Origin of the sequence: Streptomyces sp. AN091965 (genome assembly GCF_022698285.1) — a bacterium.
GTDB lineage: Bacteria > Actinomycetota > Actinomycetes > Streptomycetales > Streptomycetaceae > Streptomyces.
Genome location: NZ_JALDMY010000001.1, coordinates 3,938,552 through 3,961,966 on the forward strand (window position 1 = coordinate 3,938,552; position 23,415 = coordinate 3,961,966).

21 protein-coding genes, 2 tRNA genes and 1 riboswitch are annotated in these 23,415 nt (G+C 73.1%); of the genes, 14 read left to right on the forward strand and 9 right to left on the reverse strand.

Going from position 1 to position 23,415, the window contains the following annotated elements; all coding sequences use genetic code 11:
* The first annotated feature begins 105 nt into the window (after positions 1-105).
* The 7 genes from MQV74_RS16430 to MQV74_RS16460 all read left to right on the forward strand — a co-directional run bounded on the left by MQV74_RS16430 (position 106) and on the right by MQV74_RS16460 (position 7,214).
* Positions 106-864, forward strand: a complete 759-nt coding sequence (locus MQV74_RS16430) for an IclR family transcriptional regulator (protein ID WP_242718395.1) — start codon at positions 106-108, stop codon at positions 862-864.
* A gap of 85 nt (positions 865-949) precedes the next feature.
* Positions 950-1,023, forward strand: a tRNA-Lys gene (locus MQV74_RS16435).
* 116 nt (positions 1,024-1,139) lie between these two features.
* Positions 1,140-1,874: a thioesterase II family protein gene (locus MQV74_RS16440; protein ID WP_242718397.1), complete on the forward strand. Its 735-nt coding sequence runs from the start codon at positions 1,140-1,142 to the stop codon at positions 1,872-1,874.
* Positions 1,875-1,995: 121 nt separating this feature from the next.
* Positions 1,996-2,826, forward strand: a complete 831-nt coding sequence (locus MQV74_RS16445; RefSeq protein ID WP_242718399.1) for an endo alpha-1,4 polygalactosaminidase — start codon at positions 1,996-1,998, stop codon at positions 2,824-2,826.
* Positions 2,827-2,934: 108 nt separating this feature from the next.
* Positions 2,935-4,200 carry a sensor histidine kinase gene (locus MQV74_RS16450; protein WP_242718401.1) on the forward strand — a complete coding sequence of 422 codons (1,266 nt, stop codon included), beginning with the start codon at positions 2,935-2,937 and terminating at the stop codon, positions 4,198-4,200.
* On the forward strand, positions 4,133-4,828 hold the full coding sequence (locus MQV74_RS16455; RefSeq protein WP_242718403.1) for a response regulator: 696 nt from the start codon (positions 4,133-4,135) through the stop codon (positions 4,826-4,828). The genes MQV74_RS16450 and MQV74_RS16455 overlap by 68 nt, the downstream gene beginning before the upstream one ends.
* A gap of 169 nt (positions 4,829-4,997) precedes the next feature.
* Positions 4,998-7,214, forward strand: coding sequence for an MMPL family transporter (locus MQV74_RS16460; RefSeq protein ID WP_242718405.1), 2,217 nt, complete (start codon positions 4,998-5,000; stop codon positions 7,212-7,214).
* On the opposite strand, the gene MQV74_RS16465 is transcribed toward MQV74_RS16460, so the two are convergent.
* The 7 genes from MQV74_RS16465 to MQV74_RS16495 form a co-directional block, all read right to left on the reverse strand.
* The gene (locus MQV74_RS16465) at positions 7,154-7,444 is read right to left on the reverse strand and encodes a hypothetical protein (RefSeq protein WP_242718407.1); all 291 of its coding nucleotides are present in this window, start codon (positions 7,442-7,444) and stop codon (positions 7,154-7,156) included. The two genes, MQV74_RS16460 and MQV74_RS16465, sit on opposite strands and share 61 nt — an antisense overlap.
* 14 nt (positions 7,445-7,458) lie before the next feature.
* Entirely contained in the window at positions 7,459-8,124 is a 666-nt protein-coding gene (locus MQV74_RS16470; RefSeq protein ID WP_242718409.1) for a response regulator transcription factor, read from the reverse strand.
* Positions 8,091-9,341, reverse strand: a complete 1,251-nt coding sequence (locus tag MQV74_RS16475) for a sensor histidine kinase (RefSeq protein ID WP_242718411.1) — start codon at positions 9,339-9,341, stop codon at positions 8,091-8,093. The genes MQV74_RS16470 and MQV74_RS16475 overlap by 34 nt, the downstream gene beginning before the upstream one ends.
* 22 nt (positions 9,342-9,363) lie before the next feature.
* A complete protein-coding gene (locus tag MQV74_RS16480; RefSeq protein ID WP_242718413.1) occupies positions 9,364-9,888 on the reverse strand; it encodes a DUF3592 domain-containing protein in 525 nt (174 codons plus the stop codon).
* 118 nt (positions 9,889-10,006) lie between these two features.
* Positions 10,007-10,606, reverse strand: coding sequence for a lytic polysaccharide monooxygenase auxiliary activity family 9 protein (locus MQV74_RS16485; RefSeq protein ID WP_242718415.1), 600 nt, complete (start codon positions 10,604-10,606; stop codon positions 10,007-10,009).
* A 356-nt stretch (positions 10,607-10,962) separates the two neighbouring features.
* A complete protein-coding gene (locus MQV74_RS16490) occupies positions 10,963-12,159 on the reverse strand; it encodes an SPFH domain-containing protein (protein WP_242718417.1) in 1,197 nt (398 codons plus the stop codon).
* Positions 12,160-12,208: 49 nt separating this feature from the next.
* Complete coding sequence (locus MQV74_RS16495; RefSeq protein ID WP_242718419.1) at positions 12,209-13,537, reverse strand: peptidoglycan-binding protein; 1,329 nt, start codon at positions 13,535-13,537, stop codon at positions 12,209-12,211.
* 254 nt (positions 13,538-13,791) lie between these two features.
* Between MQV74_RS16495 and MQV74_RS16500 the strand changes: the two genes are divergently transcribed.
* The 4 genes from MQV74_RS16500 to MQV74_RS16515 all read left to right on the forward strand — a co-directional run bounded on the left by MQV74_RS16500 (position 13,792) and on the right by MQV74_RS16515 (position 18,898).
* Positions 13,792-13,865 (forward strand) — tRNA-Lys (locus MQV74_RS16500).
* Positions 13,866-13,929: 64 nt separating this feature from the next.
* Entirely contained in the window at positions 13,930-14,643 is a 714-nt protein-coding gene (locus MQV74_RS16505) for a FadR/GntR family transcriptional regulator (RefSeq protein ID WP_138959901.1), read from the forward strand.
* Positions 14,644-14,975: 332 nt separating this feature from the next.
* A complete protein-coding gene (locus MQV74_RS16510) occupies positions 14,976-16,964 on the forward strand; it encodes a glycosyltransferase family 2 protein (RefSeq protein ID WP_242718421.1) in 1,989 nt (662 codons plus the stop codon).
* A complete protein-coding gene (locus tag MQV74_RS16515; RefSeq protein ID WP_242718423.1) occupies positions 16,961-18,898 on the forward strand; it encodes a kelch motif-containing protein in 1,938 nt (645 codons plus the stop codon). The genes MQV74_RS16510 and MQV74_RS16515 overlap by 4 nt, the downstream gene beginning before the upstream one ends.
* Positions 18,899-18,934: 36 nt before the next feature.
* Here MQV74_RS16515 and MQV74_RS16520 read toward each other — a convergent pair whose 3' ends face one another.
* Positions 18,935-19,969: a glycoside hydrolase family 6 protein gene (locus MQV74_RS16520; RefSeq protein ID WP_242718425.1), complete on the reverse strand. Its 1,035-nt coding sequence runs from the start codon at positions 19,967-19,969 to the stop codon at positions 18,935-18,937.
* A 159-nt stretch (positions 19,970-20,128) separates the two neighbouring features.
* Between MQV74_RS16520 and MQV74_RS16525 the strand changes: the two genes are divergently transcribed.
* From MQV74_RS16525 to MQV74_RS16535, 3 genes are all read left to right on the forward strand, one after another.
* On the forward strand, positions 20,129-20,950 hold the full coding sequence (locus MQV74_RS16525; protein WP_242718427.1) for an ANTAR domain-containing protein: 822 nt from the start codon (positions 20,129-20,131) through the stop codon (positions 20,948-20,950).
* 459 nt (positions 20,951-21,409) lie between these two features.
* Positions 21,410-21,482: riboswitch (cobalamin riboswitch) on the forward strand.
* A gap of 55 nt (positions 21,483-21,537) precedes the next feature.
* Entirely contained in the window at positions 21,538-21,765 is a 228-nt protein-coding gene (locus MQV74_RS16530; RefSeq protein ID WP_138959905.1) for a CbtB domain-containing protein, read from the forward strand.
* 17 nt (positions 21,766-21,782) lie between these two features.
* A complete protein-coding gene (locus MQV74_RS16535; protein WP_242718429.1) occupies positions 21,783-22,613 on the forward strand; it encodes a CbtA family protein in 831 nt (276 codons plus the stop codon).
* Between the two features lie 119 nt (positions 22,614-22,732).
* On the opposite strand, the gene MQV74_RS16540 is transcribed toward MQV74_RS16535, so the two are convergent.
* Complete coding sequence (locus MQV74_RS16540; RefSeq protein WP_242718431.1) at positions 22,733-23,413, reverse strand: class F sortase; 681 nt, start codon at positions 23,411-23,413, stop codon at positions 22,733-22,735.
* Positions 23,414-23,415 lie beyond the last annotated feature (2 nt).

The window sequence follows — 23,415 nt, forward strand, 5'->3', positions numbered from 1 at the left end:
AGCAGGCGATTTGGCGGTTATGGTGGACAGGGTCCAGCTGTCCGGAAACCGCAGTGTCCAGGGATCACCAGGCCACCGGGGCCACGAGGGGTCGAGGGGGAAGCCGTGACGCTCCAGCACGAGCCGACGACGGCGCACCGGTCGGTGCAGCACGCCCTGCGCGTGCTCGAACTCGTCGCGCGCCGCGGCACCGGCGTCACCGACGGCGAACTGGCCCGGCACGCCGCGCTGCCCCCGGCCCGGCTCGCCCCGCTGCTGCGCATGCTGCTCCGTGAGGGGTACGTGGAGCAGCTCGCGGACGGGGCGTATGTGACGGGCGCCTCCCTCAACCGGCTCGGCTCCACCCACGAGCGCGGCCGCGCCCTGCGCGAGAAGCTCCAGAGCACCCTCGTCGGCCTGCGCGACTCGATCGGCGCCGCGGTGTACGTGAGCCGGTACGTGGACGGCGAGATCCGGGTCATGGACGTCGCGGACGGCCCCCGGACCCCGAAGGTCAACGAGTGGGTGGACTTCCGCGTCGCGGGCCACGCCTGCGCGGTCGGCAAGAGCCTGCTCGGCCAGCTCGACGTGGCCGCCCGCCGGGACCACCTGGCCCGCCACAAGATGCCCCGGCTCACCTCGCGGACGATCACGAACGAGCGGGTCCTCCTGACGAAGCTCGCCGCCCAGGCCCCCACGGTCCCCGTCCTCGACATCCAGGAGTACGCGGTCGGCACGGTCTGCGCCGCCGTCCCCGTCACGGCGGGCGCGGCCGTCGGCTGCCTCGCCCTGTCCCTGCCGGTCGAGCGCGCGCACCGGCTGCGGGAGGCCGCCGAGACCCTGAACCGCGAGGCGGCCCCGGTGCTGCTCTCCCTGGCGATCTGAGCCGCCGGGCGGGGGCCCGGCGGGGGTGTGCGGCCGGTGGTCATGAGCACCCCCACGGACCAGGTAATATTTTCTTCGTCAGCAGGCGCCGCTAGCTCAGTTGGTTAGAGCAGCTGACTCTTAATCAGCGGGTCCGGGGTTCGAGTCCCTGGCGGCGCACTAGCGATCGGGTCACCCGCCCGATGCTGGCTTCGAGAGGGCCCCTCCGGTTTCCGGAGGGGCCCTCTTCGCGTGCGATCATCGAAGCGATCGGATGCCGGTGGTGGGGGGACAGCATGGTGTGGACGACCGTCGTGGAACCGCGGCCCTTCGCGGCCCGGCGCCTGGTGTGCTTCCCGCACGCGGGCGGCTCGCCGCACTTCTTCCGCTCCTGGGGCAAGGCCCTCCCCGACTTCGAGGTGCACGCGGTCTGCTACCCGGCGCGCGGCGAGCGCATCGCCGAGCCGCCCGCCACCGACCTGCGGCAGCTGGCCCGCGGCCTCGCGCGGGAGCTGCGCCCGCTCCCCGACGGGCGGCCCACGGTCTTCTTCGGGCACAGCATGGGCGCCACCGTCGCGTACGAGGTCGCGCGGATCTGGCAGGCCGAGGGAGCCCGCCCCGAGCACCTCTTCGCCTCGGCGGCACGGGCCCCGCACACCGCGCAGGGCTCGCCCGAGGAGGCCGCGGCCCTCGACGACGCGAAGGTCCTCGACATCCTGCGCCGCCTCGGCGGCACGGAGGCGGAGCTGCTCGACAACCCGCTCTTCCTCGACCTGATCATGCCGTACGTGACCGCGGACTTCCGCCTGGTCGCGGGGTACACGGCCCCGGCGGACGCCGCCCCGCTCGACTGCCCCGTCACCGTTCTGCTCGGCGACGCCGACCCTCGGGTGCGCGTCGAGCAGGCCGAGGCCTGGCGGGAGGCCACCCGGGCCGCCTTCGAGCGGTTCACGCTGCCGGGCGGGCACTTCTACCTGGCCGACGAGCCGCCCTTCGCCCTGATCGAGCGGGCTGTCCGGGACCTGGCCTAGGGGTCCGCTCCAGCCAACCGGCCCCCGGGCCGCGCGGCGCCCGGCGCACACTGGAGGCGCCCGATGCCCCGCGCGCCCACCGCCACCCACCGCCACCCACCGCCACCCACAGGACGGACAGATGCCGCTCAGCCGCCCGGCCCGCGCCCTCGGGGCCCTCGCTCTCGTGAGCGCCCTCCTCACGAGTTGCTCCAGCGGCGACGGCGACCCGTCCCCCCGCGCCTCCGACCGCGCGCCGCGGGCGCCCCGCGCCGGTGCCGCCTTCGACTACCAGCTCGGCGGCGCCTACCCGCCGCCCGAAGGTGTCCGGGTCGTCTCCCGCGACCGTGCGGCGAAGCCCGTCCCCGGCCGCTACACCATCTGCTACGTCAACGCCTTCCAGGCCCAGCCCGGCGGCAGGACCGCCGCGTGGTGGCGCGAGAACCACCCCGGCCTGCTGCTGCGCGACGCCGACGGCGAGCTCGTGATCGACGAGGACTGGAAGGAGCCGCTCCTCGACATCTCCACCGCGGCCAAGCGCGAGGCCCTGCTCACCGTCGTCGGCCCGTGGATCGACGGCTGCGCCCGCGCCGGCTTCGACGCCGTGGAGCCCGACAACCTCGACTCGTACGCGCGCTCCGACGGCCACCTCAAGGCCGCCGACGGCCGGGCCTTCGCGCGGCTCCTCGTGCGCAGGGCCCATGAGCAGGGCCTGGCCATCGCGCAGAAGAACACCACCGAGTTCCTGGACGCGAAGCTCGGCTTCGACTTCGCCGTCGCCGAGGAGTGCGGCCAGTACGGCGAGTGCGGCGACTACGCGGCGGTGTACGGGCGGAAGGTCTTCGACATCGAGTACGAGAAGAAGGGCTTCGAGGCCGCGTGCCGCCGCTGGGGCGGCAAGCTCTCCATCGTCCTGCGCGACCGCGACGTGAGCCCCGCCGGAGAGGGCGCGTACGTGTACCGGCGCTGCTGACCTCCCCCGCGCGGGCCGCGCGCCGGTCCGCCGGATATCCCCCGCACCGGCGAGGACGCGGCCCGCCGCCCGTGCTGAACTGGCAGCCCCGTGCGAGGGAGCCGCCGCATGCAGCGAACGTCCGTGCCGAGACCTGGACCGGCACGCCGCCGTCACCACCCGTTCCATTCGTTCCACCCGTACCTCACGGACGGGGCCCTCGCCGCCCTCGTCCTGTTCGCCACGTCCTTACAGTTCCTCTTCCCCCACGAGGGCGACGACCGGCTCTCCGCGATCGGCTTCCTGCTGGGCGCGGGCACCGCGGTGCCGCTGGCGTGGCGGCGGCGCGCGCCGATGCTCAGCGTCTATCTGGTGAGCGTGTTCACGCCCGCGATGGCCGTCTACCGGGCGCCGCCGCCGGACGTCGCCTACGGCGGCCTGGTCGCGCTCTACACCCTCGCCGTCGTCGGCAAGCCCGTGCAGCGGCGCGTCGTGCTCGCCACCTGGCTGATCGGCGCGACGGCCACGATGACGTTCCGCGAGCGGGCCGAGCCCTTCGAGTACGCCTTCCACCTGCTGAGCTTCGTCAGCGCGTACGGCTTCGGCGTGCTGGCCCGGGTGCAGCGCGCCTACACCGCGGCCTTGGAGGACCGGGCGCTGCGCCTGGAGCGGGAGCGGGCCGGCGAGACCGCGCGGGCCGTCGCCCGCGAGCGGGCCAGGATCGCCCGGGACATGCACGACGTGGTGGCGCACGCCGTGAGCGTCATGGTGGTGCAGGCCGAGGCGGGCCCGGTGGTGGTGCGGGCCGATCCGGGGCGCGCGGAGCGGGCGTTCGAGGCGATCGGCGCGGCCGGGCGGGACGCGATGGAGCAGCTGCGGCGGATCCTCGGGGTGCTGCGGGAGGCGGACGGCGACGGCTCCCCGGACGGCGGCCGGGGGCCCCAGCCCGCGCTCGCGGCGCTGCCCGCGCTGCTGGCCCGCGTCGAACAGGCGGGCGTCACCGTGCGGTTGAAGGAGTCCGGCGAGATTCGCCCGCTGGCCGCCGACGTCGATGTGGCCGCGTACCGCCTGGCCCAGGAGGCGCTGACGAACGTGCTGAAACACGCGGGGGCGAACCTGGTGACCGTGGAAGTCGCCTGGTCACCGCGCGAGTTGGCGCTGACGGTGACGGACGACGGCACAGGGGCCGCGCGCGGCACCGGCGGGGGCTACGGCCTGGTCGGCATCCGCGAGCGCGCCGCCGCCTGTGGCGGCCGGGTCGACGTGGGACCCGCCGCGGGAGGCGGATTCCGTGTCGCGGCGCGGCTGCCCACGGCATCCTTGGCGCATGAGCATCCGCGTGGTGGTGGCCGACGACCAGGAGCTGGTGCGCAGCGGCTTCGCGATGATCCTTGACGCACAGCCCGGCATCGAGGTGGTGGCGGAGGCGGGCGACGGCGCCGAGGCCGTCGACGCCGTGCGCCGCCTGGCGCCGGACGTGCTGCTCCTGGACGTCCGCATGCCCGGCGTCGACGGCATCGAGGCCGCCCGCGTGGTGTGCGCGGAGTCCGGCTGCCGGGTGGTGATGCTGACGACCTTCGACATCGACGAGTACGTGTACGACGCCCTGTACGCGGGCGCGAGCGGATTCCTGCTCAAGGACGTGCGCAGGGACGACCTGGTGCACGCGGTCCGCGTGGTCGCCGCCGGGGACTCGCTGCTCGCCCCGTCCGTGACCCGCCGTCTGGTCGCGGACTTCGTGCGCCGCGGCCGCCCCGGTGAGGCGGCGGCACCGCCCCCCTCGTCCCCCGCGGGCCCCTCGCACCGCCTCGGGGTGCTCACCGCCCGTGAGGAGGAGACGCTGCGGCTGCTCGCCCGCGGCCTGTCGAACGCGGAGATAGCGGCGGAGTTCGTCGTCAGCGAGCACACCGTGAAGACCCACGTCAGCAACGTCCTGTCGAAGCTGGCGCTGCGGGACCGCGTCCAGGCGGTGATCTGCGCGTACGAGCACGGGCTCGTGGTGCCCGGGGACCAGGGCCCCTGAGCGGTCCTCCCCCGCCGGGGGGAGGGCGGCCCGCGCCCTCCCCCGCGCGACCCAGGGACCGCCTCCCCGAAGACCGCTCCCCACGGCGATCCGGCAGGTGCGTGCGCCGGGCGAAGGTATGGCCGAGAACAGTCTTCGCCCCGGCCCCTGGGGCCAGTTAGGAGCGGTCATGCTCGCCAAGCTGTCCCGGACGGCCACCCGGCGTCCGGTCTTGGTGCTGTTGGTCTGGTTTCTGCTGCTCGCCGTCGGATTCGGCTTCGGTACGCGGGTCTTCGGCGACCTCAACTCGTCCGTGGAGGACGTGCCCGGCAGCGAGTCCGCGGTCACGAGCGAGGTGCTCGGGCCGCTCACCCCGGGCGGGGAGTCCTTCACGGCGTCCGTGACGGGCGGCGCGGACGGCTCGGTGCGCGCCCCGGAGGTGCGGACCGCGGTGTCCGAGGCGCTCGCGGACCTGCGCGGCCTGCCGGGCGTCGACCGCGTCCTCGACCCGTACACCGCCAAAGGCCTCGTCGCCGAGGACGGCAAGGTGCTCCTGATCCCCGTCACGCTGAAGGGCGACCTCTCCGACCGCGACGAGATCCACGCGGTGAACGACGCCGCCGACCGGCTGCGGGAGATCGCCGGGGCGGCCGACGACCGCGTCGGCGTGGCGGTCAGCGGCGACCCGCTGCTCGGCGACCAGATGGGCGGACGCGCCCAGGAGGACGTGGCGCGCGCCGAGTTGATCACCCTGCCCGCCGTGCTGCTCGCCCTGCTGCTGATCTTCGGCGGGCTGCGGGCGGCCGGGCTTCCGCTGCTCGTGGCGGTGAGCGGGGTGGCCGGGGCGTTCCTGACGTTGTTCGCGTTCAGCCAGGTCACGGACATCTCCGTGTACGCGGTGCAGGTGGTGTCGATGCTGGGCCTCGGCCTCGCGGTGGACTACGCGCTCCTCATGGTGGTGCGGTTCCGCGAGGAACGGGGGCGTGAGCCGGATGTCGTACGCGCCGTGCACGCGACGGTCGCGCACGCCGGGCGGACCGTGCTGTTCTCCGGTCTGACGGTGGCCGTGTGCCTGTCGGGCCTGGTGTGGTTCCCCAGCCCGTTCCTGCGGAGCATGGGCCTCGCGGCGGGCGCGGTCGTCGTGGTCGACATGCTGGCGGCCCTGACGCTGCTGCCCGCGCTGCTCGCCCTGTTCGGCGGCAAGCTGACGCCCAAGCGCTCGAAGGCCCGGCTGCGGAAGCGGGCTGCGGAGCCCGGCGCGCTCTTCGCCCGGCTCGCCCGCTTCTCGGCCCGGCGTCCCTACGCCGTCCTGGTCACCGTGGTCGCCGGGCTCGCCGTGCTCGCGATGCCCGTCCTCGGCATGCGCATCGAGATCGGCGACGCCCGCCAGCTGCCGCACGACACCGAGGCCCGGCAGCTCTACGACGCCGTGCACGAGCACTTCCCCGCGGGCACGGACGTGAACACCGTCGACGTCATGATCCGGCCCGGCGCCGACCCGGCCTACGCGCGGGAGATCCGTGCCCTGTCCGGCGTCACCCGGTCCGACAGCGAGCGGCTGCCGAACGGTTCGACGCTGGTGCGGCTCACCCCGACCGGCTCGGCGGACGGGCCGGAGGCGACCGCCCTCGTCGAGCGGGTGCGCGACCTGCGCGACGGCGAGCCGGCCCAGGTGACCGGTACCGCGGCCCGGCTCGTGGACTTCCGGGCGATGCTCGCCGACCGGGCGCCCTGGGCCGTACTCACCGTGCTCGTGGGCCTGTTCGCGCTGCTCTTCGCCTTCACCGGCTCGCTCCTGAGCCCGCTGCGGACGCTGCTGACCACGCTCCTGAGCCTGGGGGCCGCTCTCGGCGTGGTGACCTGGGTGTTCCAGGACGGGCACGGGGCCTCGCTGCTCGGCGGCGAGGGGCTCGGCGCGCTCAGCCTGACCGCGCCGCCGCTGATCATCGCGATCGCGTTCGGGCTCGCCATGGACTACGAGCTGTTCATCCTGTCGCGGATGCGGGAGTCCTGGGAGGCGACCGGGGACGCGCACGAGGCGGTCGTCGAGGGGCTGCGCCGCTCGGGCCGCGTGGTGACCTGTGCCGCGCTGCTGCTCGCCATCGTCTTCGGCGGCTTCATGACGGGCGGCTTCTCGCCGATCCTGCAGATCGGCCTGGGGCTGACGCTCGCGGTCCTGATCGACGCCACGATCGTACGGATGCTCCTCGTGCCCGCCGCGATGACGCTGCTCGGCGACCGGGCGTGGTGGGCCCCGCCGTTCCTGCGGCGGCTGCACCAGCGGTACGGGCTCTCCGAGGCCCCGACCGAGGCCGGGCCCGGGCTCCCGGCCGCCGGGCCCGGTCCTCAGGAGAGCACGATGACGTCCATGACGACGGCGACGGCGAGCCCGCAGCCGAGGAGGTAACTGCCGAGTCTGGTCCGGCCGCGGCGGCTCAACTCGACGACCAGGCCGCAGAGGACGAGCAGCAGCCCGTACACACCGACGACTAGAACGGACGCTCTATTCAGTAGATGCATTCCGAGCAGCACCGCCGCCACCGCCATCCCCGCGGTGGCGGCGGCGACGCGCAGTCGCCGCGCCTGGCGCGGGGTGCGGGCCCCGCGCTCCGCGGGCTCTTGCTCCGACATGCTCATGCCCGGGATGGTAGTCAGGCCCGGAGGTACGCGAGGACGGCGAGCACACGCCGGTGCGTGCCGTCGGTGACGGGCAGGTCGAGCTTGCCGAGGATGTTGCCGATGTGTTTGCCCACGGCGGCCTCGGTGACGACGAGTTCGGCGGCGATCGCGGCGTTGGACCGGCCCTCCGCGACCAGCGCGAGCACCTCGCGCTCGCGCGGCGTGAGCCGCTCAAGCGGATCGCGTCTGCGCCGCAGCAACTGCCGTACGACTTCGGGGTCCACGACCGTGCCGCCGTCGGCGACCCGGGTGAAGGCGTCCACGAACTGCTCGACCTGGCCGACCCGGTCCTTGAGCAGATAGCCGACGCCGCCGCCGTCACCGGTGTCCAGCAACTCGGCGGCGTACGACCGCTGCACGTACTGGCTGAGCACGAGGACCGGCAGCTGGGGCCGCTCGGCGCGCAGGGCGAGCGCGGCGCGCAGCCCCTCGTCCTGGAAGCCGGGGGGCATCCGCACGTCGGTGACGACGACGTCCGGCGCGTGCTCGGCGACGGCCCGGCGCAGCGCGTCCGCGTCGCCGACCGCGGCGGCCACCTCGTGCCCGAAGCGGGTGAGCACCCCGACGAGGCCCTCGCGCAGCAGCACGCTGTCCTCGGCGAGGACTACGCGGCGGGCGCGGGCGGCATCGGGTCGCACGGTATCTCCAGGGACAGGACGGTCGGCCCGCCGGGCGGACTGGTGACGGTCAGTGTGCCATCGAGGACGGCGAGGCGGTCGGCGAGGCCGGTCAGGCCGGTGCCGCGCGCGGGGTCGGCGCCGCCGCGCCCGTCGTCGCGCACCCGCAGCCGCAGGGCGCCGCCCGCGTGCCGGGCGTGCACCTCGGCCCGTGCGGCGCCGCTGTGCCGGGCGACGTTGGCGAGGGCCTCGCGGACCGCGAAGTACGCGGCGGACTCGACGGGTTCGGGCAGCCGGGGCAGGTCCGCGTCGGTGTCGACGGGCACGGGCGAGCGGTCGGCGGCGTCCTCCACGGCGGCCGCGAGGCCGTAGTCGGCGAGGACGCGCGGGTGGATGCCCCGGATCAGCTCGCGCAGTTCGGCGAGGACCCGGTCGGCCTCCTGGTGGGCCGCGGCGAGCCGGACCGCGAGCGGGCTGCCCGGCTCGGCGTCGAGGCGGGCGAGGCCGAGGCCCATGCTCAGGGCGACGAGCCGCTGCTGCGCCCCGTCGTGCAGGTCCCGCTCCACCCGGCGGCGCTCGGCCTCGAAGGCGGCGACGAGCCGGGCCCTGGACCGGGTCACCTCGGCGAGCCGCGCCTCCGTCTCGGCCTCGCGCGGGGCGAGCAGGAGTTGGGCGACGGCGGCGCGGGCGGTGGCGTACGCGCCGAGCGGGTACAGCAGGGCGGCGAGCAGCGCCAGGCCGAGCAGGGCGGTGCCGCAGGCCGCCGGGTAGGACGCGACGAACCACAGCTTCGCGGGCCGGACACCGCCGCCGTCGGGGCCGCCCGCGAGCGCGAGGTGGGCGGGCGCGGCGGCCAGGGCGAGGGGCAGCCCCAGCGTGCAGGCGGCGACGGCCAGGTCGAGGGGCCACAGCACGCACGCCATCAGGACGGCGTACGCCAACTCCCGCCAGGTCGCCTGCTCCCGCACCCGCAGCCGCAGCCAGGCCGCGAGGCCCGGGGCGTCGGGAGTGCGGTGCGGGCTGGCCAGGGGCCCGGACCGCACGAGCCGGGCGCGGCGGCGCTCCAGGGCCGCCACGGGCACGCCCGCGAGCGCGAGGAGCGCGAGCAGGGGGATGCCCACCACGACGAGGCTGGCGGCAAGACCGAGGGCGAGGCCTCCGGCCAGGGCGACGAGGAGGGGTGCTCCCAGCGCGATCCCCGACAGCACATAGGCCGCGCCCCGCAACGTGTGCTTCACGCGGTCACGCTAGCCGGGCGCCTCAGGGCACTTCGACGTCCGGGTCGGACTCCCACGGCACGTCGGGGGCCGGGTCGTCGTCGACGCTCACGCCGGGTCCCCAGCCGAAGTCCTCGGAGAAGGCGTGCACGCCCATGACGAAGAAGGCGCAGAAGGCGACCACCGCTCCCAGGAAGCCGAGCACGGCGAGGGTGGCCACCGTGTTCGCGACCGGGCGCGGCGCGTGCGCGGTCGCCCGCTCGGGCCGCTCCGGGGCGTAGTACACGGTCACGACGTCGCCCTCCAGGACGGTCCCCGGGCCGTCCTCCTCCTCGAAGCGGACCGTGCGGCCGTCGCGGGTGACGTACTCGTAGACGTGGTGGAGGGTCGTGGACACGTGGTCGCCGTGTCCGGAGGTCGTGGTGTAGGTGCGCAGACAGCGCGCCTCGGCGGTCAGGCCGCTGCCCCAGGCGCGCCGCACCTGGGCCGAGCGTCTGACGACGACGGCGGCCATGACGAGGGCCATGCCCGCCATGAGTGCCGGTACGGCATAGAACAGCAGGTCCATGAGGGTCCCCCGATAAGTCCCGCGCACGCCGTCGCGGTCACGTACGGCGTGCGCAGAACCTACCCGTGGGGGGTGGCGGAGATCCTCAGGAGAACCTCTGAACCAGGCGCTCGCGGTCTCAGAAGGTGACGTCGGAGCAGGCGTAGAACGCGTTGCCCGTGTCCGCGATCGTCCAGACGGCGAGGATCACGTGGTGGCCGCTGCGGCCGCTGGGGATCGTGCCGCTGTGCGACAGGGTCGCGGGCGGCTGCTGGCTGTTGTAGGGGACGGTGAGGAACGGCTGGGTGTCGAGCGCCGCCCTGGTCAGGGGCTGGCTCTCGTTCCAGCCCTGCTTGGTGATGTAGTAGCGGAAGTCCGTGGTGCGGTGGCGCGCGGTGAACTGCCAGCGGAAGCTGTAGCTCTGGCCGCCGGACACCTTCGTCGCGGGCCACGCGTTGCCGTTCGGCTGCGTCGCCTTGTTGAGCGAGCTGAAGCCGGCGAGCCCGGCGGAACAGAGCTTTCCGTCGGCGGGGCCGCCCGCCGGGAAGCCCTTGGGGCCCTCGACGCTCTGCGGTTCGTACTGTATTGAACCGCAGCCCGTCACCACGCCCTTGGCGCAGTTGATCTGACGGCTTGCGGGCAGGTCGGTGTAGCCATGGCTGCTGGCGCCGCCGGTCGAGAGCACGAACGCTCCGACCGTCGCCATCCCGAGCATGGCGGCGGACATCTTCTTTCGCATGCTGCGCTCCTGAACAACGTGGGGGTAGTTCTGTGAGCCGTGCGCGCTGACGGTCGTGCTGAGCTGCCGTGTGACGGATGTGCCGGTGCCACGCGGGGTGCGATTCGCATGGTCTGGACCAACGGGGATGTGCGGTCTAGACCAAGTCTCAGATTATTGCGGTTAGTTGAACATGTCCATACCAACCGTGGAGACGATCCGGTCGCACCGCCCCCGCGATTCCTCCACAAGTTCACGGTGAGGGGCGCCGCCGCCTGCCCCTGCGCCCGCGCCGCCAGCGGTCCGCGATCACTCACCAACTGCCGTTCCGGCAGCCGATTCCGGCATACTTCGGCAGGTACGTCGACGTACCGGGGTCAGCGCTCTCCGTGCCCCGTGCAGAACGCCACCGTCAGGTCCTTCACCAGCGCCTTGCGCTCGTAGTCGTCGAGCTCGACGAGGAGGCCGCGCGTGGTCAGGCGCGTCACCGTGTCCTCGACGGAGTCCACCACCGACGTGAGCACGCTGTCGCGGTGCCGCGCGTCGAGCGCGGCGATCCGGCGCCGGTGCATCGCCTCGGCCACCTCCGGCGCGTACTCGATGCGCGTCGGCTGTACGGAGAAGACCTCGATCCCCACCGGCTCCGCCTGCGCGGCGAGGGCCCGGGTCAGGGCCTCCCCGACGGCCTCCGCGTCGCGCAGCGTCGGGCCGCCGTCGGCCGCGCCCCGCGCCCCGTCGTGGAAGGCGTCGGCGGGCAGCCGCGACAGGACGCGCGCGGCGGTCGCCTCCACGCACTCGCGCAGGTACTCCTGGTGGTCCGCGACGGCGAGCGCGGCCCGCGCGGCGTCCCTGACCCGCCACACCACGAGCACCACCACCCGCAGCGCAACGCCGGAGCGGTCCACGGCGGCCATCGGCTCGCTGCGCCAGTGCCGGAGGCGCACGTCGACGCGGCGCCGCAGCAGCAGCGGGTTCACCCACAGCAGACCGGTCCGCCGCACGCTGCCCCGGTACCGGCCGAACAGGGTCAGGACCCACGCCCCGCCGACCCGGCCGCGCGCGAGCCCGCCGAACCCGAACAGGGCGAGCGCCCCTGCCCCGGCGAGCACCGCCCACTGCGCGGCCCCGATCCCCCGCGCCCCCGCCCGCCCCGGCGCCCCGGGCAGGGCCCGGGGCAGCACCCCGGCCCACCACAGCGCGAGCACACATCCGGCCGCGCCCACACCACCGGCGAGCACCCCGACCGCGCCGGGCAGCACCCGGGCGCGCCGCTCGGCGAGCTCCGGGTCGGCCCCGGGCACCGGCACCGGCGGCGGAAGCGGCACGGACGGCCGCGCCGCGTCCGCCCGGGCCCCCGGCTCCACGCGGGGGCGCGCCGCACCGCCGCGCACCACGGCGGAGGGCAGCGCAACGCCCGCCGGATCCCGCGGATCGTCGCGGAACAGCAGGTGGACGGGGATCTCCGTGGTGGCCTCGCTGTGGATGAGGCGGGACGGACGGCCCGCGGCCCCCGCCGCGCCGCCGCGCCCCCGGCCTTCGTCCGACTCCGGGGACCGCTCTGTCGTCGTGCTCATCTCTGCCTCCGTCGCCTCCGCCATGGGTTCCCCGCCGCGCGCGGGCCCCTCACCGGAACAGCCGCCGCCAGGTCTCGGGGCCCGGGATCCCGTCGGCCGCGCCGCCCCGCCAGCCCTGCGCCCGCTGGAAGGCCTCGACCGCCCTGCGGTCCGCCTCGCCCCAGCGCGGCCCGGGCCCGACCGCGTAGTGCTTGCCGAAGCCCTTGCGCACGAGCTGCCGCCCGAGCAGCTCGACGTACGCGTTGCTCTGCCCGGGCCGGAAGTGGGCCTTGCCGGGGAAGACGGGGACGGCGGGAGCGCCAGGAGCCCCGGGGGCGCCCTGCCCGCCCCCGGCGCCACGGCCGCCCGGAATGTCCCGACCCTTGCCGGTGACCAGGTACGACCACGTCAGCGGCCCCGGGATGCCGTCCGCGTCCGGGCCCGTCCAGCCCTGTGCCAGCTGGAACGCCCGGGTCGCCCTGCGGTCGGCGTCGCCCCAGCGGGGCCCCGGCCCCGACCGGTAGAAGGGGGCGCCGCCCCGGGCGACGAGGAGCCGCCCGAGCCGGGTGACGTACGCGTTGTGCGCGCCGGGGCCGAAGGAGCGCGCGCCGGGGTAGCGCGTGGAGACCGCCGGGGCGGCACCCGCGGGCCCCGGCGCCCGCAGGCCCTTGTACCGGTAGGCCCGGTAGCGGTCCGCGTCCTTCCAGTACGCGTAGGGCGTGGCCTTCTTCCGGGTGTACGGCCGCGCCTGTTCATAGGCGAGATAGGAGGTGCGCGTGGAGTCCGTCCAGCCGCCGAAAATCGTCACGTGCGAGCCCCTCTCCGGGTTCGCCGGATTGTGGAACAGGAGAATGTCCCCCGGCGCGAGGGCCGCCTTGGAGATACGCGTCCCGTACTGGTCGAGCGTGCCCGTCCATTCGTTTCCGCCGAGGTCCCAGGCCATCGAGACAAAGCCCGAGCAGTCCTGCCGGTAGCCGTCCGCCCAGAAACTCCGCAGGTTGTACGGGACCCGCGCGCTCACCCACTGCCTGGCCCTGGCGATGATCTCGGCCCGGGTGGTGGTGCGCAGCCGGGCGCCGTGCGCGCTCGTCCCGTGCAGCGGGCTCTGCCTGCCCTGCGGGGTCCCGGGGTCGTCCCCCTTCGGGGCCGCCACACCCGCTCCCACCTGCGGAAACGACTCCTGCCCCGGGGCTGCGACCGCGGGCAGCGCCTGGCCAGGGCCGAGCACGGAGCCCGCCGCCGCAGCGAGGACCAGGGCCCGCCGGGCGCCGTGCGCACCCGGGTGACCGCCGCGCCCCGGCGGCAGCGCGTGCGTTCCGGAGCGCCGCCAGTACACGCAGCCGGGGCAGGCGCAGTCGCTCGCGGGCCTGAATTCCTCGAATGCTGGAGCGGCCTCCATGCGATTCCCCTCACATCCGCCGGGGTGTCCGGGGAGGGCCCCCGGCCAGGATTGTCCGCGCATCTGCATATCCGTCAGTTTTCCAACTGTCCGGGGATATCGCATGTTGACGGTCCGAATGATGGAGGGTCCGCCCGGCGCCGCCCCTCCGGAATACCGAGCGGCCCCGGCCACCCCGCCGCCCGGAGATGCCGACGGCACCCCGATGGTCAAGAGCACCCCTCGACGTCCGGTAGAGTTATCTCTGTCAGCAGGCGCCGCTAGCTCAGTTGGTTAGAGCAGCTGACTCTTAATCAGCGGGTCCGGGGTTCGAGTCCCTGGCGGCGCACAGACAGCGAAAGCCCTCCGTCTCCGACGGAGGGCTTTCGTCGTTCTGCCGCTACGGTTGCGCCATGGCGCGGGACATCCAGGAGCGGATCAAGAAACTCATCATCGACCAGCGGCTGCCCTCCGGCTCCGTGCTGCCGACCGAGCCGGAGCTGATGGAGCGCCTCGGCGTCAGCCGGAACTCCGTGCGCGAGGCGCTCAAGGCGCTCCAGGCCATGGGCATCGTCGAGATCCGGCACGGCTTCGGCACCTACGTCGGGCCGATGTCGATGGCCCCGATGATCGAGGGCCTCACCTTCCGCACCGTCGCCGGGCACTACCGCGGCGAGGACAGCCTGCTCCAGCTCCTGGAGCTGCGCGAGGCCGTCGAGACCGGGCTGATCGCGCGCCTCGCGGGCTCCCTGCCGCCCGCCGACCTGGCCGAGCTCGACGCGCTCGTGGACCGCATGGACGCCGAGGCCGCCGGGCCCGACGGCGAGGTCCGCGCCGAGACCGACCGCGCCTTCCACGCCACGCTCTACCGCTGCCTCGGCAACCGGCTCCTCGGCGAGGTCCTGGAGGCGTTCTGGGACGCCTTCCACAAGGTCCGCACCGACCTCGTCGACGTGCCGAGGGATCCGAAGATCACCTGCCGCCAGCACCGCGAGATCCTCGACGCGGTCCGCTCCTCGGACGTCCTGCGCGCGGAACGGGCCATACGCGAACACTTCGGCAACATTCGCACCCGCTTGAGCGCCCCCGCCTCAACAGTGGCCTCCAGCCCCACATATGACCGGTAAACTCCTTGCTTTCACTCTTGCGATCACGCAAGGGCGCATAGAACCCTGACGGAAGGCTCACCGGAGCCACGGCTCTCACGGGGCGCGCGAAGCGGGGCAGTTGGGGACTCGGACGCCGCCCGTGCGACGAGAGTCCTCATGAACACCGGGACAGGGGGTCCCCGCGTTCATGAACGGATGCCGAGGGGGGCATCATGCAACCGGAAGGCCACGTTTCGCTGTCTTGGGCGAGGGGTGGCCTACCACTTGATGCGCTCGCGCAGGTCGAGGGGGACCGCCGCGGGCGAAAGGACCGACGACCACGCGGACAGCCGCGTGCGGGGGGATGACTCATGACGTCGACGCCACCGGGCGAGCGGCAGGGCGACCCGTCCCAGACCACCCAGCTGCGCGTGCTCTCGCACCGGACGGGCGGCCTGCGACGCATCAAGAAGTCACTGCCGCGCTACGACTACGAGCACTACAGCCGCCTCGCGGGGCCCCTCACCCAGCCGGACCCGGCCAAGCCGTACAAGGTCCAGTACCGCTCCCTGCTCTCCCAGGAGCCGCACCGGATACGCGCGGCCCTCATGCTCGGCGCGGCGCCGCTGCTCTCCCTCGTCCTGCTCGCCTGGCTGCTCCAGCCCGAGCACTGGACGGAGCGCAACTACCCCGCGTATGACTTCCTGCCCGTGCTCGACGTCGTCATGCTCGTCTCGATCGGCCTGATCGAGTTCTTCCGCTGCATGAACGTCCTGTCCAACGCGCACGCCACGCTGGTCGCCCGCGACCCGATCCCCGTCGTGCCCGAGACCGGCACCCGCGTCGCCTTCCTCACCTCGTTCGTGCCCGGCAAGGAGCCGATCGAGATGGTCACCAAAACCCTCGAAGCGGCGGTGAGATTGCGCCACCGCGGCGTCCTCCACATCTGGCTGCTCGACGAGGGCGACGACCCGGAGGTGAAGGAGGTCTGCGCGCGTCTGGGCGTGCACCACTTCTCCCGCAAGGGCGTCGCGAAGTGGAACCAGGCCAAGGGCCCGCACCGCGCCAAGACCAAGCACGGCAACTACAACGCCTGGCTGGACGCGCACGGAGACGCCTACGACTACTTCGCCTCCGTGGACACCGACCACGTCCCGATGCCCAACTACCTGGAGCGGATGCTCGGTTTCTTCCGCGACCCGGACGTCGGCTTCGTCATCGGCCCGCAGGTCTACGGCAATTACGACACGTTCGTCACCAAGGCGGCCGAGTCCCAGCAGTTCCTCTTCCACGCCCTCATCCAGCGCGCGGGCAACGCCTACGGCTCGCCCATGTTCGTCGGCACCTCCAACGCGGTGCGGATCAAGGCCCTCAAGCAGATCGGCGGCCTGTACGACTCGATCACCGAGGACATGGCGACGGGCTTCGAGATCCACCGCCACAAGAACCCGGTCACCGGGAAGAAGTGGAAGTCCGTCTACACCCCGGACGTGCTCGCCGTCGGCGAGGGCCCGAGCGCCTGGACGGACTTCTTCACCCAGCAGCTCCGCTGGTCGCGCGGCACGTACGAGACGATCCTCAAGCAGTTCTGGAAGGCGCCGTTCTCGCTGCCGCCGGGCCGTCTCTTCAACTACACGATGATGGTCATCTTCTACCCGATGTCCGCCCTGAACTGGATCCTCGCGGCCCTGAGCTGCGCCCTGTTCCTCGGCCTCGGCGCCTCCGGCGTCAACATCGACCCGACCATCTGGCTCATGCTGTACGGCAACGCGTCCGCGCTCCAGATCGGCCTGTACATCTGGAACCGCCGCCACAACGTCTCGCCGCACGAGCCCGAGGGCTCCGGCGGCGTCGCGGGCATGGTGATGTCGGCCCTCTCGGCCCCGATCTACGCGCGCTCCCTCATGGACGCCGCGCTGCGCCGCAAGAGCAGCTTCGTGGTCACGCCCAAGGGCGACTCGGCGAGCCCGGACACGCTGTTCGGCACGTTCCGGATCCACCTGTTCTTCATCCTGGTCTTCGGCGGTTCCATCGCGGCGGCGTACGTGTACGACCACGCGCACCCGGCGATGATCATCTGGGCCACCTTCGCCCTGCTCGTCACCGCCGCGCCGATCTTCGCCTGGCGGCACGGCATGCGGCAGGAGCGGAAGAAGCCGCCGGCGCCCGCGGCGGACGGCGGCCCCCAGGGGCCCGAGCAGCAGACGCTGCCCGCCCGGCAGTTCGCGCCGCACAGCGCGCCCCCGCACGCGCACCCGGCCCCGCACGCGCCGCAGCAGAAGCCCAGCTGGGCCGCGAACGCCCCGGCCGGTCCGAATGACGACACCATGCACATCGCCCTCGGGAGCCACGACACATGAGAGACCCCTCCAGCCGCCGGCGCGCCCGCCGGATAGCGATAGGCACCGCGGTGGTGCTGGCGCTGGCCGGTATGAACGGCCCCTGGCTGTGGCGCGTGGGCTCCGAGAAGTACCACAACTACAAGATCAACAAGCCCGAGTACAAGGCGGCGAACGGCCACTGGAAGGTCGTCGAGTTCCCCGAGGAGTACCGGCAGAACACGATCCACGCGTCGCTCCTGCACACCGGCAAGATCCTGATGGTGGCGGGCTCGGGCAACAACCAGAAGAACTTCGACGAGAAGAAGTTCGACACCCGGCTCTGGGACCCCGAGAAGAACACCATCAAGAAGATCCCGACGCCCACGGATCTGTTCTGCACCGGCCACACCCAGCTCGCCGACGGCAAGTTGCTCATCGCGGGCGGCACCAAGCGGTACGAGAAGCTCAAGGGTGACGTCACCAAGGCCGGCGGCCTGATGATCGTGCACAACGAGAACCCGGACAGGCCGATCACGCTGCCCGCGGGCACCAAGTTCACGGGCAAGAAGAACGGCAAGACCTTCGTGTCGAAGGACCCCGTCGTCGTCGAGCGCGCGAAGAAGGTCTTCGACAAGCAGACCGGCGCGTTCCTGCGCAACGACCCGGGCCTCGGCCGCATCTACGTGGAGGCGCAGGCGAGCGGCGCCAAGCACGAGACCGGCACGCAGGACAACTACCGGGTGCAGGGCCTCAGCGGCGCCGACGCCCGCAACACGTACGGGATCGCACAGAAGCTCGCCCTCGACAAGAAGGACTTCCAGGGCATCAAGGACACCTTCGAGTTCGACCCGGTCGCCGAGAAGTACATCAAGGTCGACCCGATGAACGAGGCCCGCTGGTACCCCACGCTGACCACGCTCACCGACGGCAAGGTGCTCTCCCTCTCCGGCCTCGACGAGATCGGCCAGCTCGTTCCTGGCAAGAACGAGGTGTACGACCCGAAGACCAAGAAGTGGACGTACACGAAGAAGGTCCGCCAGTTCCCGACCTACCCGGCGATCTTCCAGCTGGCCAACGGCAAGCTCTTCTACTCCGGTTCGAACGCGGGCTACGGCCCCGCGGACGTCGGCCGCGTCCCGGGCGTCTGGGACCTGGAGAGCAACGACTTCAAGAAGATCCCGGGCATGAGCGACCCGGACCTCCTGGAGACCTCCAACACGGTCGAGCTGCCGCCCGCGCAGGACCAGCGCTACATGGTCGTCGGCGGCGGTGGCGTCGGCGAGTCCACCGAGGCCTCCAAGAAGACCCGCATCGTCGACCTGAAGAAGCGCGACCCGCGCTTCGTGGACGGCCCCGAGCTGGGCAGGGGCACCCGCTACCCGCAGGCGTCGATCCTGCCCGACGACTCCGTCCTGGTCTCCGGCGGCTCCGAGGACTACCGCGGCCGCGGCGCCTCCAACATCCACGAGGCCCGGCTCTACGACCCGCGCAAGAACACCTTCGACAAGGTCGCCGACCCGCTCGTGGGCCGCAACTACCACTCCGGCTCGATCCTGCTGCCCGACGGCCGCGTGATGTTCTTCGGCTCGGACTCGCTGTACGACGACAAGGCCAACACGAAGCCGGGCACGTTCGAGCAGCGGGTGGAGATCTACACCCCGCCGTACCTGTACAACGGCGACCAGCCCGCGCTCGGTTCGGGCCCCAAGACCCTGAAGCGGGGCGCCTCCGGCACGTTCCCCGTGCGGGACGCCTCGGCCGTCAGGTCCGCCCGGCTGATCCGGCCGTCGGCCACCACCCACGTCACGGACATCGACCAGACGTCGATCGCCCTCGGCCTGAAGAAGTCCGACGGCAAGGTCACGGTCACCGTGCCCAAGAACCGCAGCCTGGTGGAGTCGGGCTGGTACATGCTCTTCGTGACGAATGCCAAGGGCATCCCCAGCAAGGCCCAGTGGGTGCACGTTCCCTAGCCCCGTAAGGGGCGCGGGGAACTTCCCCGCGCCCCCTCAAGAGGCGTTCTTGGCGAGCCCGAGTGCGTACTCGGGCCACCACTGGCCTGCCTGGGGGCCACCACGGCAGGTTCCGTCGGACTCGCCGGGCCGCTTGACCCAGAGGTACGCGTCGACCGACGGGTCGCCCGTCTTGGTGGTGGGGGCCTCCCCCAGGCCCCGGCCCGGGGGGTTGCACCAGGGGTCCTTGCCCTTGCCGGTGTAGGGCCCGCGCCCATTGCGGCTCGTGTCGATGACGAAGGGCTTGTCACCGACCTTGGCGGACAGGGTCTTGCCGTAGGCCTTGCTCGCCTCGGTGGTCTGGAAGTTGGAGACGTTCACCGCGAAGCCGTCGGCCTGCTCGACGCCGGAGCGCTTCAGCGGCTCGTACAGACCGTCCGGGTGCGACCAGCCCGCGTTGCCCGCGTCCAGGTAGACCTTGGTGTTCTTCAGGGACTTCAGCTTGGCGATGGCGCCCTTGAGGAGGTCGTAGCGCTCCTCGTGGAACTGCTCGGGCGTGCACTTGTCGACCATGTGCAGGACCGCGTCCGGCTCCAGGACGACCGTGGCGCCGCGGTCGCCGATGCCCTTGGCCACGCCGTCGATCCACGCCCGGTACGCGTTGCCGTCGGCGGCGCCGCCCTTGGAGAACTGGCCGCAGTCGCGGTGCGGGATGTTGTAGAGGACCAGGAGCGCGTCGCGGTCGGCCTTCTCGGCCGCCTCGGTGAAGCCGCGCGCCTCGTCCTCGGGCTTCTCCGGGCCGATCCACTCGCCCACGGGCTGCTCGGCGATCTTCCGGATGAGCCCCGCCTCGTCCTTGTCGCCGTCCTTCTCGTACGTGGCGACCTGCCGCGCGGCGGTCCCGTCGGGGTTGACCCAGAACGGGTCGGTGTCCTTGGGCTGTTGCTTGACCGGACGGGTCGCCTCCGCGCCGTCCCCGTCGCCGTCGGATGAGCACCCCGTAAGCAGCAGCGCGGCCCCCGTGAGCACCACCGCGGCCGGCACCCCCCTGGCCGCGAGACCCCGCCCGCGACCTGTGTTCTTGCGGTACATCCAGTCCCCCTCGGGTGCACGGTCCGGTGCCCAATCCTGACATAACTACGTGTCCGTCACGAGGCCGGGAGAGCCCGCCCGGGCACCTGTAGGAGAGCTGTTACAGCCCTTCGAAGCGGGGTAGGCGATCGAGTTGGGGGGAGGCGAAGAGGAGAGGCCATGCAGGCCATGCCGGACCGCATCCCGGAGCTCAGACTGGCGCGCGCCCTCGTCGAGACCGTGGGCACGGTCGCCGACGACTTCGACGTGGACCGCCATCTGCGCCGCGTCAGCCAGCTCTGCACGGAGCTCCTGGACACGCTCGCCGCAGGCGTGATGTACACGAACGCCGAGGACACGGTGCGGATCGCCGTGAGCCACCGCGGCGAGGAACTCGCCCGCGGACTCCTTGAGGCCCAGCACCTGGGCGGCCCCTGCATCGACTGCTTCGGCACCGGCAAGCCGGTGGGGCCGGTCCGGCTCGCGTCGCGGGACGCGGTGGCCCGCTGGCCGGAGTTCTCGGCACGGGCCCGCGCCCAGGGCGTCGGCCTCGCGTTCGCGGTGGCGCTGCGGGCCCGGGGGCGCGTCTTCGGCGTGCTCAACGTCTTCGCGGCGGAGTGGTGGCCGCACGGCGTGCCGGGTGCGCCGGAGGCCGACGGGGGCCGGGTCGCCGCACCCCAGGAGAGCGGACGGAGCAGCGCGTTGGGGCTCGCGGAGGCGCTCGCCGATGCTGCGGCCGCCGGTCTGCACAACCAGCGCGCCTACGCCGAGTACCGCGATCTCTCCCGGCAGCTCCAGGCGGCGCTCAGCAGCCGCATCCGGATCGAGCAGGCCAAGGGGATACTGGCCGAGCGCTGGCAGACCGGGACCGACGCCGCCTTCGGCGCGATGCGGCGATACGCGCGCAGGGAGCGCCTCATCATGGACACGGTCGCCGGGATGGTGATCCAGGGGGACCTCGACGACACGAGCCTGCGGGACGGCCACGCGCCGCCCCCGTAGCCGGTTCCGGCGCGGTCTCCGGGCCGTGCCACCTGCGGCGTTCGTCAAGCCGTGGCAAAAGGTGAGTTGGCGTCAAACTCCCCTAGGCCGGGGCCGACTTCCGCTCTAGAGTCGTGGTGACGGCCCAAGCCCCCGGCCGGAGTGGAGCGTTCCGAGCGCGGCGCGACGCACGGCGTCCGCGCCCTCCCGGGCGTTCCGCACGCCTCACGACCGCTGGACCATCCGAAGCCTCCCGCGCCGACGCCGGGTTCCTCCCGCAGCTCGAGCGCGCGCGGTCGAGGACCGGCCCGGTCGGCGACTCCCGGGGGGAGCGGGTCGTTGACCGGGCCAGGTTGTGCCCGCTCCGGGGCGCACGCCGCCCGCGCGCGGCCCCTTCGGGGGCGCGGTGACTGGTTGACAGTGTCCATGACCACCTGCGACTCTCCCGGCGACAAGTCCATACATCGAGGCGACGGTTGCCAGGAACCCGGTGCGACTCCGGGACGGTCCCGCCACTGTGACCCCGCGCGACACGTGGGGAAGTCAGGAACTGAACCCGTCGTCCTCCTGCCATGGGGCGTGGAAACCCCAGTAAGGAGAACCACGGTATGTCCGCTTCCGCTGCACACACCGCACCACAGACCGACACCGCCGCGATACAGTCCGCGACCATCGAGACCCGCGACTGGCTGATCGCCGCGGGCGCCGTGATCCTCGCGCTCATCACCCTGTACGCCGTCTTCATGGACAACGGCTCGCTGATCTCGGCGACCGGCGACTACCTCCACGAGTTCGCGCACGACGGCAGGCACCTCTTCGGTGCCCCCTGCCACTGATCGGGGCCGCTCGCACCATGACCGCGTCCCCAGAGACTCCCCCGTCCCCGAACTCCCTCACCGCTCCCCGCAGTCCGGCTCGCTCCACCGCCTCCCCAGCGGCCTCGTCCCCCGTCCTCGCGCTGCTCGGCCGCGGTCTCGCGGCCGGCAGCCTGGGCGGGCTCGCCGCCGGGCTCTTCTCGCTGCTGCTCGCCGAACCCCTGATGGACCGGGCGATCCGCGCGGAGGAGGCCCGCTCGCAGGCGCACGAGCAGCACGACGCCGGCGCGGCCGTGCAGCACCACGAGGAGCTGTTCTCCCGCTCCACGCAGCACGCGGGCCTGGTCATCGCCCTGGTGGTGGCGGGCCTCGCGATCGGCGTGCTCTTCGCCGTCGCGTACGCGCTCGTGCACCGGCGCGATCCGCGTTCCCACCCCTGGCCGCGCGCGCTGGCCTTCTGCGCGGCCGCGTTCTGCGCGATCTCCCTCTTCCCCGCCCTGCGCTATCCGGCGATGCCGCCGGGCGTCGGCGACTCCGGCACGGTGGGCGACCGGCAGGCGATGTGGGTCGCGGCCGTCGTGATCAGCGTGCTCGGCATGTTCCTGGTCTGGCAGGTGTACGTGCGCCTGGCCGCCAGGGCCCTGCCGGTGCGGCAGCTCGCGGCGGCGGGCACGGCGGCCGCCGTCCTCGCGCTGCTCTGGGCGCTGCCGGACAACCCGGACCCGACGCCCGTGAGCCCCACGCTCCTGTGGGACTTCCGCATGCTGTCGCTCGCGTCGCACGTGCTGATGTGGGTGGTCTTCGCCGCCGTGTTCGGCGGCATCGGCCTGCGGGCCCTGCGCCCCAGAACCGGGGCGCAGGCGGCTTAGGCCCTGGGGAAGTGTGGTGCGGTTCGGCAGCGCCCCGAAGGGGCGCGGGGAACCGCGCGACCAGCCGCGACGGGCCCGCAGGCGATCGACGGCCCATCGCGGCGATTCCAGCGAAGCGCTCAGGGGCCCACCCCCGTGAGGTACGCGGAGACCACCACGTTCGCCGAGTACGTACGGCTCGCGCGGTCGAAGGTGCCGCCGCAGGTGATCAGGCGCAGCTCGGCCCGGCCCTCACGGCGGGGGCCGTAGGCCGTCTTCGCGTCGAAGTCGTCGCGGCCGATGACCTGGACGTCGTCGACCGTGAACTCGGCGACCGCCCCGTCGTCCCGCACCACCCGCACCTTCTCGCCGGGCCGCACGGCGCTGAGGTGGTAGAAGACGGCGGGCCTGCTCTCCGTGTCCACGTGCCCGACGAGGAGCGCGGCCCCGGCGGCCCCCGGCCGCACCCCGCCGCCGTACCAGCCGACCACGCCCGGCTGCCCGTACGGCGGCGGGTCGATCGCGCCCACCGCGTCCAGGCCGCGCGCCACCACCGGGGCCCGGACGCCGAGCGAGGGCACGTCCACGCGCTGCGGCCGCGCGTCCGCCAGCGGCTCGTGCGGGCCGGGCAGTTCGAGGCCGGGGGGACGCCCGACGGCAGCGACGTCGCCGGTGGTCGGGTCGGAGAGGCCGCCGCGCACATCGGTGATCTCGTTGCCCCACAGCCACAGGGCCACGAGCAGCACGGCCCACGCCACGCCCAGGACGAGACGGCTCGTGCCGTGCGGGGCGTCGGCGCCTTCGGGCCCGGACCCGGACACGG